The sequence below is a fragment of the Streptomyces sp. SJL17-4 genome, assembly GCF_036826855.1.
Taxonomy (GTDB): domain Bacteria; phylum Actinomycetota; class Actinomycetes; order Streptomycetales; family Streptomycetaceae; genus Streptomyces.
The window spans coordinates 7,821,973-7,839,208 of the sequence record NZ_CP104578.1 but is presented as its reverse complement, the minus strand read 5'-3'; the positions used below and the strand labels follow the sequence as shown (position 1 = coordinate 7,839,208).

The 17,236-nt window shown below is 69.4% G+C and carries 14 protein-coding genes; 5 read left to right on the top strand and 9 right to left on the bottom strand.

What is annotated here, in order from left to right; translation table 11 throughout:
- The first annotated feature begins 153 nt into the window (after positions 1-153).
- Positions 154-1,488 (top strand): helix-turn-helix transcriptional regulator, encoded by a 1,335-nt coding sequence (locus N5875_RS35210; protein WP_318211546.1) that lies wholly within the window; start codon positions 154-156, stop codon positions 1,486-1,488.
- Positions 1,489-1,597: 109 nt separating this feature from the next.
- Here the strand turns inward: N5875_RS35210 and N5875_RS35205 are convergent, their stop codons facing one another.
- Positions 1,598-2,134: a 4'-phosphopantetheinyl transferase superfamily protein gene (locus N5875_RS35205; protein WP_318211545.1), complete on the bottom strand. Its 537-nt coding sequence runs from the start codon at positions 2,132-2,134 to the stop codon at positions 1,598-1,600.
- 295 nt (positions 2,135-2,429) lie between these two features.
- On the bottom strand, positions 2,430-4,556 hold the full coding sequence (locus N5875_RS35200; protein ID WP_338498343.1) for an MMPL family transporter: 2,127 nt from the start codon (positions 4,554-4,556) through the stop codon (positions 2,430-2,432).
- A 282-nt stretch (positions 4,557-4,838) separates the two neighbouring features.
- Between N5875_RS35200 and N5875_RS35195 the strand changes: the two genes are divergently transcribed.
- The 3 genes from N5875_RS35195 to N5875_RS35185 are packed head-to-tail and all read left to right on the top strand — an operon-like array spanning position 4,839 to position 7,640.
- Positions 4,839-6,113, top strand: coding sequence for a sensor domain-containing protein (locus N5875_RS35195; protein ID WP_338498341.1), 1,275 nt, complete (start codon positions 4,839-4,841; stop codon positions 6,111-6,113).
- A gap of 5 nt (positions 6,114-6,118) precedes the next feature.
- Positions 6,119-6,796, top strand: a complete 678-nt coding sequence (locus N5875_RS35190; protein ID WP_318211542.1) for a response regulator transcription factor — start codon at positions 6,119-6,121, stop codon at positions 6,794-6,796.
- A gap of 22 nt (positions 6,797-6,818) precedes the next feature.
- Positions 6,819-7,640, top strand: a complete 822-nt coding sequence (locus N5875_RS35185; RefSeq protein WP_338498340.1) for a DUF4097 family beta strand repeat-containing protein — start codon at positions 6,819-6,821, stop codon at positions 7,638-7,640.
- Between the two features lie 71 nt (positions 7,641-7,711).
- Here the strand turns inward: N5875_RS35185 and N5875_RS35180 are convergent, their stop codons facing one another.
- The 5 genes from N5875_RS35180 to N5875_RS35160 form a co-directional block, all read right to left on the bottom strand.
- A complete protein-coding gene (locus N5875_RS35180) occupies positions 7,712-9,241 on the bottom strand; it encodes an aldehyde dehydrogenase family protein (RefSeq protein WP_338498339.1) in 1,530 nt (509 codons plus the stop codon).
- A 115-nt stretch (positions 9,242-9,356) separates the two neighbouring features.
- Positions 9,357-9,638 (bottom strand): acyl carrier protein, encoded by a 282-nt coding sequence (locus tag N5875_RS35175; RefSeq protein WP_318211539.1) that lies wholly within the window; start codon positions 9,636-9,638, stop codon positions 9,357-9,359.
- 65 nt (positions 9,639-9,703) lie between these two features.
- Positions 9,704-11,389, bottom strand: coding sequence for an acyl-CoA dehydrogenase (locus N5875_RS35170; RefSeq protein WP_318211538.1), 1,686 nt, complete (start codon positions 11,387-11,389; stop codon positions 9,704-9,706).
- A complete protein-coding gene (locus N5875_RS35165; protein WP_318211537.1) occupies positions 11,386-13,071 on the bottom strand; it encodes an acyl-CoA dehydrogenase in 1,686 nt (561 codons plus the stop codon). Before N5875_RS35165 ends, N5875_RS35170 begins: the two co-directional genes overlap by 4 nt.
- Positions 13,068-14,795, bottom strand: a complete 1,728-nt coding sequence (locus N5875_RS35160; RefSeq protein WP_318211536.1) for a fatty acyl-AMP ligase — start codon at positions 14,793-14,795, stop codon at positions 13,068-13,070. The genes N5875_RS35165 and N5875_RS35160 overlap by 4 nt, the downstream gene beginning before the upstream one ends.
- 525 nt (positions 14,796-15,320) lie before the next feature.
- Between N5875_RS35160 and N5875_RS35155 the strand changes: the two genes are divergently transcribed.
- Positions 15,321-15,863, top strand: coding sequence for a DUF1707 domain-containing protein (locus N5875_RS35155; RefSeq protein WP_318211535.1), 543 nt, complete (start codon positions 15,321-15,323; stop codon positions 15,861-15,863).
- 12 nt (positions 15,864-15,875) lie between these two features.
- Here the strand turns inward: N5875_RS35155 and N5875_RS35150 are convergent, their stop codons facing one another.
- Both N5875_RS35150 and N5875_RS35145 read right to left on the bottom strand, forming a co-directional pair.
- Positions 15,876-16,205 carry a TM2 domain-containing protein gene (locus tag N5875_RS35150; RefSeq protein WP_318211534.1) on the bottom strand — a complete coding sequence of 110 codons (330 nt, stop codon included), beginning with the start codon at positions 16,203-16,205 and terminating at the stop codon, positions 15,876-15,878.
- A gap of 43 nt (positions 16,206-16,248) precedes the next feature.
- A complete protein-coding gene (locus tag N5875_RS35145) occupies positions 16,249-16,848 on the bottom strand; it encodes a DUF4097 family beta strand repeat-containing protein (protein WP_318211533.1) in 600 nt (199 codons plus the stop codon).
- Between the last annotated feature and the right edge of the window lie 388 nt (positions 16,849-17,236).

The window sequence follows — 17,236 nt, the reverse complement described above, 5'->3', positions numbered from 1 at the left end:
CCATAGGCACTTGACCTGCGAAGCCTTCGGTTTTCGCTCGCCGCGCATCAAGTACCGGCCACAGTTCGACAGCTCGACCACGCGAGCTCTACGCTTCCCCCGTAATAGCGGGTGACAGTGCTGCAAACCCCATGCAGCACTTGCCTGAAAACGATGGCCACGAGGCCGGGCGCTATGGCCATCGTTTGCCATCCCCGGCAAGCCGAGGCGATCCGGAGGACGATGATGATCGAGCAGCCCGCGTTCGGACTCAGACTGAGACAACTGCGGCTACAGCGCGGCCTTTCTCAGAGCGAAATAGCCGGCGACGAGGTGTCGGCCAGCTATGTCTCACGGGTGGAGAGCGGGCAGCGTTCGCCCAATGATCTGATCGCGGCCTTCTTCGCTCGCAGGCTCGACGTGCCCCTGGAGACCCTGGTGAGCCCCGGCTCCCAGGACGCGGGGGAACTCCGCAGCCGACGCCTCGACATCGCCGGCAGGCTGCTCGAGGCGCGCGCCCTGCGCAAGGACTGTGAACTGGCCGATGCCGCCGAGCTGCTGCGCGGCATCGGCGCGGAGGCCGGCGGGTACGCCGAGGAGGACGTGCTCTGGGAGGCCGCCTGGGATCTCGCGGACATTCTGCGGGAGCTGGGCAACGCCACCGAGGAACACACCGTCCTCTGCGGTCTGGCCGAGACCACCCTGTCACAGGAGACACCCCGGCTGGCCGCCCGCGTCGCCACCGCGCTTTCCAAGAACCTGCTCCGTCAGGGACGGCTGGGCGAAGCCGTCCGCACCGCTGAGCACGCCGTGTCGGTCACCGTCGCACTGCCGCCCACCGCACACGAGCGGGTCGGTGCCATGCTCGCGCTGGTCAACTCCTATGCCGACAGCGGGGAGCTGGAGAGCGCCTCGAGCCTCGCCGACACCCTCCAGGAGATCGTCGAGGACATTCCGTCCCGGCAACTGCGCGGTCAGGTGTACTGGGCGGTGGGCAGCGCCCGCTTCCTGTGCGAACGGCCGCAAGACGCGACGCGCCTGCACGAGGAGGCGTTCAACTGCCTCCATCCGGAGGCGAACCTGGCTGCCTGGGCCCGGTTGTGCTGCGCGTCGGCGGCGCTCCGCCTGGAGTACGACCCCTCGAACGACGCCACACAGCAAGCGGAGCGACTGCTCGCGCGCGCCCGCCAGGCCCTCGAACTCGTCGGCCGCGACGACGACATGGCCGACCTGATGCTGGCCGAGGCTCAGCTGGCGCTGCGCCTGGAGCAGCCGAATCGCATCCTGGAGCTGACGGCCAAGGTGGGCGAAGGAGGCGACAAACTTCCGCTGGCGAGGCAGGGGAAGTGCCAGATGCTCGCGGCCCGGGCGCACGCGCTGGCCGGGGACGTCGAGGCGGCCAAGGGCTGCTACCAGCACGCGGCCGAGATCCTGGACCGGGCCGGCAGCTACCGCGAGTCCTCCGAAGCCTGGCGCCGGTTGAGCGAACTGCTCGCGGCCGGCCCCTGAGCGGGGCCGGCCGGAGTCAACCGGATGACCGGACATGGGCGCGTCGGGGGAATGTCACGCCGAGTCCGGTCATCCGGAGTTCAAAGGGCAGAGCGACTGCCGGGCGGATTCAGCGGCAGTGCGCCGGCTGGAAGGACGGGTCGAACATCCAGGTGTGCAGCGCGCTGACGGGACCGGCGACCGCTACGGCGGCCACCGCGCCGCGCCCGCCCGGCAGGTCGCGTACCTGCACTTCGGCGACGCCGGCGCCGTCCGGCAGTGGCACCGCCACCGCGCCGGCCCCGTCCTCGACGAGGACGTCCACCTCGTCCGGCGGCACGCGCAGCCCGTAGCCCGCCGCGCGCAGTACCGCCTCTTTGCGGGTCCACAGACTCAGGAAGAACATCTTCCGGGCGGAGGGCGACAGCCGCCGGAGCAACCGCTGCTCCCACTCCGTCAGGGCAAGGTACAGGTTCTCGCCGTACGCCGCGTCGCCGTCCTGGACGTCGACGCCGACATCGCTGTCCAGCGACACGGCGACCAGCTGCTGTCCTCCTCCATAGGCGGCGCTGAAGCACACCTCACGGTCCACCAGAGCGGGCCGACCGTGCTCCGTGCGGCAGAACTCGATGTCGACGGGACTGCGCCCGAGGATCCAGCCGAGCACTCTGCGGGTCAGGGCTCGAGTACGTAAGAAGGCCAATCCGTCACCGACACTGTCCACAGCCTCCGCCATGTCCCGCTCCTCTTCGGTGACCAGGCCCATTGCTTCCTCGACGTCCTCGCTCGACGGACCCAGAGGGGCTCTGAAGACGTGAAGTTCGCCCGACCTCACCACCAGACCGGAAGGAACCACGGCCCACCCACCCATATACCTAATCTCCTTGGTTCGCTGGCCGCCGGGTTGGGGGGGAGGTCCGGGCAAGGGCTGCCCGGGCCTCCTCCCTCCCTCGGAAATCCGATCAGTCGTGGGAGAGAGCCGGAATCCTGCGCATCGACCGCGGCTCGTGCCATGCCCGTGAGCCCAGCAGTGTCAGCGCGGCAGGCAGCAACACACCGCGGATCACAGTGGCGTCGAGGAGGATGGCTACGGCCAGTCCCACGCCCAGCTGCTTCATCTCAAGGGTCGACAGCGTCGCGAACACCGCGAACACCGCGACCATGATCACTGCAGCTGTGCTGACCACGCCGGCGGAGGTGAGAATCCCGTGCCTGACCGCCGCATGTGTGGAGCCCCCCAGCTTTACGCCCTCGCGAATCCGGCTCAGAACGAAGACGTGATAGTCCATCGACAGGCCGTACAGAACAACAAACAGGATAAGCGGCAGCCAGGAAACGACCGCTCCATTTGAGTCAAAGCCCAGGAGATTTTCAGCCCACTCGTACTGGAAGACGAGAACAAGTACACCGTACGCGGCCGCGACCGAGAGGATGTTGAGCACGCCGGTCAGGAGCGCAAGCGCCACCGAGCGGAACGCGAGCAGCATGATCCCCAGGCAGAGCAGGGTGACGAACCCGATCACCATGGGCAGCCGGTCCTCCAGCGTCTGGGAGAAGTCCGTCGAGAAGGCCGTTTCCCCGCCGACGGCCCACTTGTCGACCTCGGCGTCCTCCAAGGCCTCCGGCGCCAGCTGCGAGCGCAGCAGCGTCAGCGTCTCCTTGGCCTCGGCGCCACCCGCGTCACCGCCCACGTGCAGTTCGAGCCGGGACACCCTTCCGTCCTCGGACACAGCGAGGTCCGGCTTCTCGGAATCGGCGAACCTGCCGGTCGCCATCGCCTTCTCGTGCAGCCCGGTCAGCACCCGGGCCACCTCGCCGGAGCTGGCCTTGTCGGCCTCGACGACCACGTCGTGGGACGTGCCCTCGCTCGGGAAGGCCTCGACCACCCGGTCGTACGTCTTCATGATCGCGTAGGAGCGGGGCAGATCGTCGTCACCGGGCATCTTCAGCTTCATGCCGAGCGCGGGCGCGGCCAGCGCCAGCATCGCCACCAGGCCGATGACCAGGCTTACACCCGGCGCCTTCAGGACGGGACGCAGCACGGCGGCCCACAGCTTGCTCTCCTTGCCCACATCGGCGGTGCGCCGCCACAGAAGCGGGATCCTGGGCCGGTCGATCTTGTCGCCGAGGCCCGCAAGCGCGGCCGGAAGTACCGTCAGGGAGCCGAGCACGGCCACCAGGACCACCAGGACGGTGCCAAGGGCCAGCGAGGAGAAGAGCATGCTGCCGGAGAGGAACATGCCGGCCATGGCAATCGCCACGGTCAGACCGGACACCAGGACGGCCCGCCCCGAGGTGGCCGCCGCGATGCGCAACGCCGCGTCCGGGGACGCGCCGAGCGCCCGCTCCTCGCGCCGGCGCCGGATGTAGAAGAGCGAGTAGTCGACCCCGACCGCAAGACCCATCAGCAGGATCAGACTGGCCTGGTTCTCGTTCACCGGGACCAACAGCGACGTGACTCCGGCCAGGCCGAACGCGAAGACCACCGAGGTGATGCCGAGCAGTACCGGAAGTCCCGCGGCGAGCAGTGCGCCGAAGGCCACCAGGAGGATCACCAGCGTCAGCGGCACACTGATGAACTCCGCCCGCTGGAAGTCGGCTCCAAGCCGCGTGCTCAACTCCTTGGTGACGGAGCCCTTTCCGAGCTGCTCGACGCGCAGATCGGCATGGGCCGCCTGCTCGGCCGCGGTCGCCTCCAGCATGGGGCCGACCACGCTCTTGGGCTTCTTCTTCTCGTCGCCGCTGCCCAGTTCGAGGGTGACCGGCAGCAGGACGCTGCGCCCGTCCTTCGAGGGGATGGGGTCGCCGACCCGGGTGACCTCGTCCACTGCGTCGTACCGCTCGCGCAGGGATTCGACCACGGTCTCGGCCGTCCCTGCCGACAGCTTGCCGCTGCGGGCCTGGATCAGCACCCTCTCGACTCCGTCGTCGGCGAAGTCGGCGCCGTCCAGCATCCGCTCTGCGACCGCTGACTGCCCGGTCAGGTTGTCGGCGTCTTCCTGGGCCTGGACACCTGTGACCAGGCTTGCCGCGTACGCCAGGACCACCGCCACGACCCACAGCAGGATGGTGCTCTTGCGGTGCTCCATGCTCCAAGCGGCCGTGCGCTCCACAAAGCCGCGTGGGGGCGGTGCCCCCGAGGTTCCGGGGCGCTTGTGCGCGGTGTCCTTCTGTTCGCTGACTGACATCGTCAAAGCTCCTCGTCAAGGGGTACGCCATGACGCTACGCAGCGGCCCCTGCCACTGTCGGGCGTGCAGCCACCCGTGGGCAGGTAGTGCTGCCACTACCGGAAAAGGACACGCCTGCACGCTCGGAGCGGCCCAGCTCCCGTGCCTAAGATCCTGTTAGTCGATCTGAACCGGAGGGCGCCATGCGGCTGAGACCACCGCGCGTTCGAGTCGCCCTGTACCGCCTGGCACGGGGCCTGCTCTCGAAGGACACACGCAACGACCTGTTGCAGTTGCTGACCACGCTCGCGATGTCGCCGCTGTACGTGATCCCCATCGTGCTGTTCACGCTCGGTGTGGGCCTGACCCCGCTGCTCCTGGTGGGGCTGCCGCTGGTGCCCCTGGCCATGAAGCTGGCGGCCTGGATCGCCCGGCTCGACCGTGAACGGCTCGACGTCCTGCGTGGTTTCGCCATCGACATGCCCGTCGCGAACCCCGGCAAGGGCTGGAAGGACCGCCTGGAGCGGCTCTTCGGCCGACGCGCCTGGCGCGAGCTGGGCTTCACCGCGGTCATGACGCTGTGGGGGCTCGGCGCGGGTGGACTGGTGATGATGGTGCTCGCGGCGGGCCTGCTGCTCGCCCTGTTGCCCTTCATCGGCCCCTTCCTTCCGGATGGCTCCTCGCTGCTGGGCCTGGACGTAGGAAGCATGCCCGGGGCGGTGGCCGGCGGCGTCGTCGGCCTGGCACTGCTCTCCGCCGGCCTGTGGCTCGGCGGCCCGCTGGCCCGTACCGAGTCCGCCGTGGTCGCCCGGATGCTCGGCGCCAACCGCGTCGACCACCTCGTACGCCGGATGATGGACCTGGAGGACAGCCGCTCGCGGATGGTGGACGCCGCTGAGCTGGAACGGCAGCGCATCGAGCGCGACCTGCACGACGGAGCACAGCAGCGGCTGCTCTCGGTCGCCATGAGTCTGGGCCGCGCCAAGTCACGCTTCGCACGGGATCCGGACAGTGCGCAGGCGTTGGTGATCGCCGCGCACGAGGAGGCGAAGGCCGCCATGCAGGAGCTGCGGGATGTCACGCGCGGCCTGCACCCGGCCATCCTCACCGAGCAGGGCATCGAGCCGGCCCTGATCACGATCGCGGCCCGCTGCCCGATCCGCGTCGACCTGTCCGTGCAGCTTCCGCAGCGCCCCAGCCCGCGGGCCGAAGCGGTCGCCTACTACGTTGTCTCCGAGCTGCTCACCAACATCGCCAAGCACGCCGCGGCCGACCGGGCTGCAGTCGCCGTCCTGCGCGATGAGAACCTGTTGCGGCTCACTGTCACCGACGACGGTATCGGCGGCGCCGACCCTGCCCGGGGGTCGGGCATCAGCGGGCTGCGGGACCGGGTCCGGGCGGTCGACGGGCATCTCACGCTCTCCAGCCCCGTCGGCGGGCCCACCGTCGTCGACGTCACACTGCCCTGGAGGGCTTAGCAGACATGTTGCGCGTCGTGATCGCCGAAGACTCCGTCCTGCTGCGGACCGGCCTCGTCAAGCTGCTCATGGACGAGGACATCGACGTCGTGGGGCAGGCCGGAGACGGCGACGAACTGCTCACGCTGGTTGCCGACCTGGCCCCCGACCTGTGCCTGGTGGATGTACGAATGCCTCCCACGCACACGGACGAAGGGCTGCGCGCTGCTCTGTCGATCCGTGCCACGGACCCGACCCAACCCGTCCTGGTCCTTTCCCAGTACGTGGAGGCCCGCTACGCCTCCAAGCTCCTCGCGCACGGCAGCCTGGGGCTCGGCTACCTGCTCAAGGACCGCGTCGCAGACGTGGACGAGTTCGTGGCTACCCTGCACCGCGTCGCGGAGGGTGGCACCGCCCTCGACGCCGAGGTGATCAGCCAGATCTTCGCCGGCAATCAGAAGCAGGACCGTCTCGCACCGCTCACCGCGCGTGAGCGGGAGGTGCTCGCCCTGATGGCCGAGGGGCTGAGCAACGGCGGGCTCGCGGAACGCCTGTTCATCACCGAACGCTCCGTCGAGAAGCACATCCGTTCCATCTTCACCAAGCTCGACCTGCTCCCCGACGACCAGGGGAACCGCCGCGTCCTTGCCGTCCTGCAGTACCTCAGCTCCCCGTCAACCGACCATCCCCTCGAACCGCGCTGACCACCGGACACGGGAGTAAGAAATGCACCAGACCATCGATTCGAGGGCTTCGGCGCCGCAGTCCGGGGGCTCGCCCCGGCGCTCCGTCCTGCGGCGCGCCGTCCGCCTCCTCGCCATCCTGACCAGCGTCGTGCTCGTCGGCGGGGCTGCGTGGTACCTGCTGCTGTTCCTGGTCACCCGGACCGATTCCGGAACCGCGGCGATCGGCGATGCGGTGCGGGCCGTGGAGGTCACGATCGACAGCGGCGACGTCCGGATCGACGTGGCCGGGCAGGGAGCGAAGACGGAGCTGCACAAGGAGCTGACGAAGTCGCTACGCTCTCCCGACGAGAAGATCGAGCAAACCGGTGACACCCTGCGCATCACCGCCACCTGCGGAGACGGCATGGGCAAATGTGCGTCGGACTACACCCTGACGGTGCAGGCAGGCACCCGGGTCAAGGTCAGCACGCGGCTCGGTGACGTGTCCGTGACGGGCGTCCGGGCCTCGGTGGAGGGACGCACGCGAATCGGCAGTGTCCACGTCGAGCATGTGATCGGCGACCGGATCGTCGCAGCCAGCGAGACCGGTGCCGTCACGCTCAAGGATGTCGACTTCGACACCGCCGAGGCCACGTCCAGGTTGGGTGACATCCGTGTCGAAGATATCGAGCCGTTCAAGAAGCTGAAGGCCGTCACCAAGATGGGCGATGTGGAGCTGTTTCTCCCGTCGGGTGCGGGCCCGTTCGCGGTGAACGCCCTGACGGAGATCGGCGACCGGAAGGTGGAGGTGGAGGTGGCCTCCTCCGGTACGGCAGTAGAGGCCCGCACGGAGATCGGCGACGTGACGGTAGGCAACGACTGACAACGGTCAACACTGAGGCACCGCCGGGAGGGCCCTCCGGGCGGTGCCTCAGTGTTGTCCACGTATGGCGTTCAGGAAAGCCGGAAACCGAAGTCCGCGTCGATGTCCCGGACGTCCATCTGCGCGCGCTGCAGGGTTCCCGCGTAATCCCAGTTCATCGACTGCCAGGAGGTGAACTGGTCGATGACCCAGATGCCCGACTGCCGGCTGCCGTTCCCGGAGAGGCCGTTGCCCCCGAACGGCAGATGCGCCTCCGCGCCCACCGTCGAGTTGTTCACGCTGACCATGCCGGCCGAGCAGCGCTCGCGGAAGGAGAACGCCGTCCGCGCCGAGCCGGTGTAGACCGCGGCCGACAGCCCGTATCCGTGTCCGTTGGCGAGCGCCACGGCCTCGTCGAAGGTGTCGTACGACATGACCGACACGAGCGGCCCGAAGGTCTCGGTCCGGTACAGCTCGTCGTCCGGCCGCACCCCGGCCACGACGGTCGGGTGCGCGAACACTCCGGCATCCGGGTCGCCCGCGAAGCCCTTGCGGGGGCTGTCGGAGGTGATCCGGCCCGTGGCACTGGAGCCGGAGAGCCTGTGGTGCGGCTTTATGAGCTCCAGGGAGCGGAGGAAGTCCTCCAGGTAACGCTCGCCGATGAGCGGTCCGTAGAAGACGTCTTCCCGCCCGGGGTCCCCGATGACCAACTCCTCCACGGCCGCGCTGAAGCGGGCGAGGAACGCGGCGTGCACATCGCGGTGGGCGATCACGGTACCCAGTGAGGTACAGCGCTGCCCCGCGGTGGCGAAGCCGCTGAACACCGCTCCCTGAACGGCGAGTTCGAGGTCGGCGTCGTCCGCGACCACGAGGGGGTTCTTGCCGCCGAGTTCCAGGCACGGGGACTGCAGGTGCCGCCCCGCCAGCTCGCTCACCCGGCGGCCGGCCGCCGTGGACCCGGTGAAGCCGATCTTCTGTACGAGCCCCTCGGACAGGGCCCGTTCGAGCCCGGCGTACGTGGTCTCGCCGTCGGCGTGCACCAGGCGCAGCACGTCCTCCGGCACCCCACCGGCCCGGAACAGCGCGGCGAGCGCCTCAGCGACGGCGACCGCGGACTCCGACGGCTTCCACACCACCGTATTTCCGCAGAGCAGCGCCGGTACGAGATACCACGCGGGTACCGCGGCGGGGAAGTTCGCCGCAGTGATCACTGCGGCGGTGCCCAGCGGTCTGCGGTAGGTGAAGAGCTGCTTGTCCGGCATCTCGCTGGGCACGGTCTGGCCATACAGCCGCCGCCCCTCTCCCAGGAAGAAGTCGCAGGTGTCGATGACCTCCTGCACCTCTCCCAGGGACTCGCCGTACGGCTTGCCGACCTCCCGGGTGATCAGCGCGGCCAACGCCTCTTTGTTCTCGGCGACGAGTCGGCCCACGTTCTGCGCCACCCGCCCCCGGAGCGGCGCCGGCCACGACGCCCACGCGCTCTGTGCTTCGTGGGCGGCACGCGCTGCCTCGACCAGGCCGTCCGCGTCGCTCAGCATCCGCTCCGCGACGACATCCTTCAGATCAGCCGGATTACGCGACACGGTCAACCGTTCGCCGGTCGCATTCTTCCGCTCACCCACGCTGGTAAGCCCCTTCCCTCGGATATGAAAGACGACACACGGCCGTGCAAGCACTCGGCCGCTTGTCAGAACTTGTGTCATTTCCCATGACAGTGATTTGACAGCTGCTGTGCCGTCAGGCCCTTCCCGCCTGCGCCTCACGCTCCGACAGCAGGAATTTGGCGAGTTGGGCGATCGTCGGGTGGTCCCACACCGCCGTGGGCTCCACCCGGATCGCCAGCCTGTCCTCCACGTCGGCGGTGAAGGCCACGACCGCGATGGAGTCCAGGCCGTACGCCCCGAGATCCCGGTGCGGGTCCACCTCTTCCTCCAGGTCGGGCACGTACTCGCCGACTCGGGCGACGAGCCAGTTCTCCAGTTCTTCGAGGGTGATCGGGTCGGATCCGGGGTGGGACATCTGATTGCTCCTCAAGTGTGGGACGTTACTGAAAGGGATTGGCTGCCCTGCCCTGTCGCGGGCCGTCACCGGTACTGGCGTGCGGAGATCCCGAAGCTCACCGTGCGGTCGTCGCGGTCCAGCAGCTCCTCGACGAGCGCGCCCTCCACCTCGGCCGGCACGTCCTCGGGACGTCCTGCGTCGATGCCCGTGAGCCGGGTCAGGGCGGCGACGAGCCACTCCGGGCGCGCCAGGAAGTCTCCGGCCGGTGCGTGCCGCCACACGCCGATGCACGCGGCGGCGGCGAGCACCGTGGTGTACCGGGCCGCGAGCTCGCGCACCTCGACCGATGCCGCGATCGACAGATCCCGGGGCCTGAGGCCGGCACACGACTCCGCGAGCGATTCGAGGCGCCGCACATGGGTCTCGATCAGCGGCCTCAGCGGCTTCGGGACATCCTCGTCCAGCGCGGCGTTGAGGGCCTGGGCGAGCCTGTCCTGCCCGCCTGCGACGACCCGCAGCCCGGCCAGGTCGAGCGGCGGCAGCCCTGCGTCCGAGACGAAAAGGGCGGCCGGGCCGGGTGCGGCGCCGGACCACGAGCGGCGTGCGAGCGTGGGGAGCTGCGGAAGCATCGCGGACAGGCAGGCCGCGCGAGCGATGTGTCCGAATCCGACCGGCTTGATGTCCCGCGCCAACTTCTGGAACACCGCGTGTTCACCGTCACGGCGGTAGAACTCGGCCCCCATCACCAGCGAGAGCTGCTCCAGCGCGTCGAGCAGCACTCCGGCCAGGAGGTACTTCACGGCGGGTGCGTACACGCTGCCGGACTCCGGCAGCACGTGCAGCGACCGGGCGGCAACCGCCGCGAACGCCTCGCACAGCAACTGGTCGGCGAAGGCATTGGCCAGTGTGGTGCGCACCATGGGAATCGCCGCGACGTCCCGGCCGTAGAGCCGCCGTCGGCGTACGTGGTGCAGCGTGACACGCAGTGAGGTGTCCAGCAGCGCGGTGCTCATGCCGGGCATGGCTGTGCGGGTCAGCTGGAAGGCGCGGGCCACCGTCTCGAGTCCCGTGCCCGGGGCGCCGAGGACCGCGTCCGCGTCCACCGGGCAGTCCTGCATCTCGATGCCGCCCAGGCGCACGCCTCGCATCCCGACGGAGCGGAATCGCGGAAGGAAGCGGAAGCGGTCGGGGTCCAGATCCGCCACGGGCACGAACAGCTGCGAGCAGGAGCGCGGGCCGCCGCCGGGATCGGAGCGGACGAGGAACACCACCCCGTGCGCCCGGTCCAGATTGGTGATCGACTCCTTGCGGCCGTTCAGCGACAGGCTGCCGTTCGCGGGCGTGGCGGCGAACTCGATGGATCCGATGTCGTTGCCGTGCGCGAGCTCGTGGAACGCACAGGAGATCTTCTTGCCCGCGAGCAGCAGCTCGGCCGCTTCGCGACGCTGGTCGGGCGATCCCGAGGTCCATATGTTGACCGCTCCGAGCAGCGAGCTGGAGCAGTTGCCGAGGCCGAGGCTCGGGTCGCGCCGGTAGACCGAACGCATCAGCTCGACTAGGTGGTCGACGCGTTCGAGCCGACCACCGAGCGGGCCCGGCACGAACTCGGAGAGGATGCCGAACTCGTCCAGCGCGCCGGCACCGCCTTCGGGGACTTCCTCGCGCTCGTCAGCGGCCACGACGGCCGCGAACCCTGCCGGGTTGGCCGCGTCGAAGGGGTCGCCGAGGCGATCCTCCAGCGCTTCCATCCGCGTATGGATGTCACTCATGCCGACACCTCCACCGGCGTGCCGAGCAGGGAGACGCGGTCACCCGCGTCACCGAGCAGAAGGCTGCCGAGCTCGTCGAACGTGGCTGTCGCCTCGGGGGGCTGCGCCCCAAGGCCTTCCAGTACCAGGGCGAGGCAGCCACGCAGCCCCAGGCCGTCGCGCCACCAGTCGCGGTCGTGGTGCTGCGGGTTCGCGGCCCACAACGCCAGGGCAGCGGCACCGGCGTGGCACCATTCGTAGCGCTCTGCCAGGCGCATCACCGCCGTGGGCGGGGGCCCGGCGACCGGCCGAAGGCCCGATATGTGTTCGCTGAGCTCTCCGTACGCGTCCAGCAGTCGGGCTGCCATGCGGCCGGCGCCGTCCTGTGGAGCGGCCCCGAGCCGGGCGACGAGGTCTCCGAGACTGCTCAGCACCGAGTTGTCGCGCGCCATCACCCCCAGCCGGAGCGGATCGAGGGCGGCCGGTTCGTGGTCCTCCCGCAGCCACTCGTGCACGGGAACACCGGTCGGCGCGGCCGGGCGGCGGCCGGGCCGGAGCACGGGGAGGCCGGAGGCGAGTGCGCTGCGGTTGACCCAGGTGCTGCCGTCGAAGATGCCGACGATCTGGTGGTCCCGCTCGATCTTCGCGAACCCTCCGTAGCCCTCCACGCCGGTCAGGAAGCCACGTGCGCCGAGCAGTTCGCCGACCAGGCGGAGCTGGCCCTGGATGAGCGTCGGTACGAGCGCCTTGGTGATCGCGGAGACGGCGCTCAGCTCCTCCGGCACCTCGTGGGCCGACCGCGCCGCCGCGTACGCGACGGTCTCGGCAAGGAGCAGACGCGCCACCGACCGGCCGGCGACGGTGCGCGCGTGCGGCAGCTCGGAGAATCGCCGGCCGTGCAGCCGACGCTCGCCCAGGAACCGGCGGGCGATCCTCAGGGCGTGGTCGCCCGCGCCGAGGGAAAGGGCGACACAGCCGACACGGGTCAGCTGGAGCGCCTTGAGGACGAGTTCCAGGCCCCCTCCGAGCGTGCCGACGAGCGCATCGGCGGGCACCCGGGCGTCGAGGAACTCCACGCCGCTGATGTCGGCGCTCCGGATGCCGTGCGTCGGCATCTTCGGCAGGTACCGCACGGTTCCGGGCGCCGCGGCCTGCTTGTCCACCAGGAAGACGCTGAATCCGCGCGGTCCGCCGGCCGGGTCGGTGCGCGCGAGCACGCAGACGAACCGGCCGCGCGTGGCGTTGTTCACCGGCCACTTGCGGCCCGACAGGCTCCAGCCGGACCCCCGACGGGTCGCCGTGAGTTCACCGGCGAGCAGGTCGCTGCCCCCGCCCGGCTCGGTGAGTCCCCAGGCCACGGCCTCGCCGGCCATGATGTGCCGGGCCAAGGCGGTCGCCGCCTGTCCGTCGCCCGCGGTCCACACCGAAGCCGAGCCGAGGAAGGTCTTGCCGTGCGCGACGGCAACGGTCAGGTCCCGCGCCGCCACCGTGCGCAGCAACGCGTGCACCTCGTCGAGGCGGGTGAGACGGCCGCCGAAACGGTTCGGCACGTAGTAGTCGGGAAGTCCCCACCGGTCGAGCGCCGCGCACGCCTCGGCCGGGAAGGTCTCGGCCTCGTCGTGTGCGGTCAGCAGCACCGGATCGAAGGGGCCGCCGGACTGCGACCAGCCGTCGACTTCGCCGGCGAACTCGATGGCGCTCAACTCGCTTCTCCCGTCCCCGTCACGGCCTGCTTCGTCCGCGGCCGGTAGCCGTCCGCCCACAGCGGTTGCAGTTCGCCGCTGACGTACAGCGAGCGCATGGAGGACCTCTGGACCTTCCCGCTCGTGGTGCGCCGCACGTCGCCACGCCGCATGATCAGCACGGAGTGGGCCCGCAGGCCGAACTCCCGGGACACGGTCGTCCTCATCTGCGCGGCCAGTTGGGCCAGTTCCTGCTCGGGGGACCGGCGGCGCACCTCGTGGATCACCACGAGGTGTCCGTCGTCGTCACCGTCGTCGCCGGGCACAGATACGACCGAGCCGAAGGTGTCGCGCAGCGCTTCGTGCTGGAGGCGCAGTTCGTGCTCGATGTCGTGCGGGTAGACGTTGCGGCCCCGGATGATCAGCATGTCCTTGATGCGGCCGGTCACGTACAGCTCTCCGTCGACAAGGACGCCGAGGTCCCCCGTGCGCAGGAAGCCGCCCTCGTCGCCGAGCTGTCGGCCGAATGCCTCGGCGGTGGCCTCCTCATTGCGCCAGTAACCGCGTACGACCGACCTGCCGCGCAGCCAGATCTCGCCGATCCGGCCGGGCGGGAGCTCCTGGAGCGTCTGCGGGTCCACGATCCGTGCGTCCAGGTCGAGCAGCGCGCCGCAGCTGACCAGGGCGCGTCCCTTGCCGTCGGCGGTCGGCTCCACCCGGCCCTGCTCCAAGGCGTCGGGGGCGCACCGCATCACCACGGGCTTACGGCGCGGGGAGCTCGAGACGAGCAGTGTCGCCTCTGCCATGCCGAAGCACGGTGCGAAGCTCTCCGGCCTGAACCCGGCCGGTGCGAACTTCGCGGCGAAGTCGTCGAGCACGCTCGCCTTGACCGGTTCCGAGCCGCTGACGGCGTACTTCCAGCGCGACAGGTCGAGGCCGCGGACGTCTTCGTCGCTCACCCGCGCGACGCAGAGTTCGTACGCGAAGTTCGGTGCGGCGGAGGCGCCGATGTCGAAGTGATCGATCAGCTGGAGCCAGGTCCGGGGCCGGCGCAGGAAGGTGGCGGGGCTCATCAGCACCGTGCCGTAGCCGGCGAGGAGCGGCGAGAGGATCTGCCCCATGAGTCCCATGTCATGGTAGTTCGGCAGCCAGCCGCCGAACCTCTCGCCCTCCGCCAACCGGAAGGCCTCGGTCGTCGTCGCGGCGTTCGCCAGCAGGTTTCCGTGCGTGACCACGTTGCCCTTGGGGTCGTTCGTGGATCCGGACGTGTACTGCAGCACGGCGGTGGTGTCCTGGTGGGAGCCGTACACCTGGAAGTCATCGGCCCGGACCCCGAGATCGACCGACGGGGAGAGCACCGGCACGGCGAAGCCCTGCTGCTCGGCCCAGCCGACGACGTCTTCCCGCGCGTCCGGTGTGGTCAGCACACAGGCGACGTCGGCGTCCCTGGCGATGCTGAGCACCCGCCGCTGGTCCTGCTTGTAGCGTCCGGGCATCGAGGAGGGCACCGCGACCAGGCCGGCGTAGAAGCAGCCGAGCATGGCCGCGACGAATTCGACGGACGTCGGCTGGAGGAGCAGCACGCGGGAGCCGACCGGGCACACCTGGCGTAACTGCTGCGCGAACACACGTGCCGTCTGGTCCAGTTGCGCGTAGCCGAGCAGCTGGGCCGACGCCGGATCCGAGGGATCGCCGACGAGGGCGACCGCCAGCTCGTGGCCGCGGTCGCGAGCGTGCAGTTCCATGATCTCGGACACGCTTCTCGCGCCGAGGAGATCCATCATTCTCGTCTACTCCTGGTATCGAGGGGGATCGAGGACTTGGTCGGCGGGCTCACGAGTCCTTCGGGATGACGGCTTGGCCGGATGGCGCCGGTGGGCCACCGGGCGAATTCGGCGGAAACGGCTTCGAGACTCCTGAGGAAGGAAGGCCAGGACGGGTGCACGTGCCGACCGTGTGCCGACGCAGGTCTACAGCGCGCTGGTTCGGTGGCGTTCCCCGCCGTGCACGACAGCCATTCCGACTCCCCCCTGAGCCGTCATACAGCATGACTACATCCGTCACATGAGTCACAACATTAGACAGGATGCGAGTCAAACCTCAAGGGAGTAGTGACAACGCTGCATGGCCTGACGTGACCCGTAGCGATGCGGAAGAATCACTTCCTGCCGGGCTCGGGTCCACGCGGCCGTGCCACAAGTCCGCTACTGGGCAGGCGTGTTCCCGCAGGTGCTGGACTCCGTCGAGGCGACCGGCGCTATGGTTGCGCCATGCCCTCCGTGCCAGAGAACTTGCCTCAGCGGATCTCCGAAGTTGACCGCGATGTGACTGTCGAACGTCTCCAAGAGGCTTTCGCCGAAGGGCACATCACCCAGGAGGAGATGGACGCGCGCCTGCATGTTGCGCTCACCGCCGAGACACCCGGCGAGCTGACCTCCGCCGTGGCCGCGCTGCCCGCCAGGGACGTGGGCCCGACCGTCATCGTGGACACCGTCGGCGGGCTGATCCGGCGGCGCGGAGGATGGCAGGTGCCGCAGGTCTTCAAGGTCAGGTCCAGCATGGGCAAGGTGTACCTGGACCTGTCACGGGCCGTCATCAGGCACCGGGTGGTCGACATCGAGCTGCACCTGGACTACGGGTGGGCCTGGATCGTCGTGCCCCGCGAGGCCACGGTCGACTACGAGGGCCTGACCGCCGGCTGGAAGCAGCCGGCCTACAAGGCCCCGCCGCGCGGCGGATCGGACGGGCCACGCATCCGTATCTCCGGGACCATGGGGTACGGCCGGCTGCGTATCAGGCACCGCCGCGGTTGAGCGCTCAGGCGGTCAACCGCGCAGGACACGGCCCTCGGCATCGGTCTTGCCCCTGACCGTGAGCAGGACGATGCCGTCGATCAGCGTCCAGAGCCCGAGGCCGCCCAGGGTGAAGAGCTGGCAGAGGGCCATCGCGTTGTGGCCGGTGTAGAAGCGGCCGAAGCCGAGCGGCCCCAGGAAGATGGAGAGCATTCCCGCGACGTTCTTGGACTTGTCGGAGTAGGGCCGTCCGAACGGATCGTAGCCGTAGGGGGCTCTGGTGCCGGGCATGTAGCCGGGGGCGGCCTGGGCGGGCGGTGTCGGCCCTGCGCCGTAAGGGCTGTTCGGGACCTGGTGGCTCACGGGTGGGATCCTCCGAACGGACGTGGTGCGGGAACCTCGGCACTCATGCGGGGTTGACGGAGATGTCTCCGTTTCCGGTGGTCAGTTCGATCCGGTAGTCGCCGGACGGCTCGTTGCGGACACGGATGTCCTTGTCCCCGTTGCCGGTCTTCACCAGGAGCTGGTAGCTGCTGTCCGGCAGCGTGAGGGCCAACTCGCCGTTGTCGGTCTCGGCGCGGATGTCCTGCGGCTTGCCGGGTGTCAGGTCGATCTCACCATTGGAGGTCTGCGCATCGATCCGGTTGCCGCGCAGATCCTTGCCATTGATGTTTCCGTTCGAGGTCCGGACCTTTACCTCTGCCGCCACCCCTTCAAGCGTGACGTTGCCCGCGTCGGTCTTCAGGTCCACCGGTCCCACATCGGAGAGACTGAGGTCGCCTGTCGTCGCCCCTCCGTCGACGGCTACCCCGGAGGGCACTTCCACCGTGTAGTCCACCTCGCAGTCGTCGCCGCAGCCGCCAAGGGTCAACCGCCCGCCGTCGATCCGGTGGGTCACCCCACCGGGCTTGTCCCCGTGGTATGTGATCCTGCGGTGCACGGAGACCTCGTCGAGGCCCTCGCGACCGCGGAGCGTGACGCTGCCGATACCCGTGTCGAGCCGCACGGACGTGACCCGCTCCTGGACCGATGCGTCGTCCTCGAAGGTCTCCCCGGGCCCGCAGCCGGTCAGCCCTGCCACAGCCAGCCCACCTGCGAGGACGGCCCAGAGAATGCGCGGACGCTTCGTCATGTCGGGGACTCCAAGTCTTGGGGCAGTGGCGGTCAGTCACGAACGTAACGGCGTCCGCCGGCTCGTGGCGACAGTGCTAGCCCCACCTTTCGACCACCGGCTACCCCACCCAAGCAGGGGGCTCCGGTCACGGGCTCCGCCCACTCCTGCCGACCAGAGATACCCGGGCGGGGGTCGACGAACCGCAAGAGCAAGCGGGACACGTCTGATGAGCATGCTGACCGTTTGCTGACCTGAGGTGGGCACATTATGCCCCTGACCT

Excerpts from the sequence above, each read along its gene's own strand:
- N5875_RS35170 (WP_318211538.1), bottom strand. The coding sequence starts at position 11,389 with ATGAGTGACATCCATACGCGGATGGAAGCGCTGGAGGATCGCCTCGGC.
- N5875_RS35160 (WP_318211536.1), bottom strand. The coding sequence starts at position 14,795 with ATGGAACTGCACGCTCGCGACCGCGGCCACGAGCTGGCGGTCGCCCTC.
- N5875_RS35185 (WP_338498340.1), top strand. The coding sequence starts at position 6,819 with ATGCACCAGACCATCGATTCGAGGGCTTCGGCGCCGCAGTCCGGGGGC.
- N5875_RS35155 (WP_318211535.1), top strand. The coding sequence starts at position 15,321 with ATGCCCTCCGTGCCAGAGAACTTGCCTCAGCGGATCTCCGAAGTTGAC.
- N5875_RS35190 (WP_318211542.1), top strand. The coding sequence starts at position 6,119 with ATGTTGCGCGTCGTGATCGCCGAAGACTCCGTCCTGCTGCGGACCGGC.
- N5875_RS35195 (WP_338498341.1), top strand. The coding sequence starts at position 4,839 with ATGCGGCTGAGACCACCGCGCGTTCGAGTCGCCCTGTACCGCCTGGCA.
- N5875_RS35200 (WP_338498343.1), bottom strand. The coding sequence starts at position 4,556 with ATGGAGCACCGCAAGAGCACCATCCTGCTGTGGGTCGTGGCGGTGGTC.
- N5875_RS35210 (WP_318211546.1), top strand. The coding sequence starts at position 154 with ATGGCCACGAGGCCGGGCGCTATGGCCATCGTTTGCCATCCCCGGCAA.
- N5875_RS35175 (WP_318211539.1), bottom strand. The coding sequence starts at position 9,638 with ATGTCCCACCCCGGATCCGACCCGATCACCCTCGAAGAACTGGAGAAC.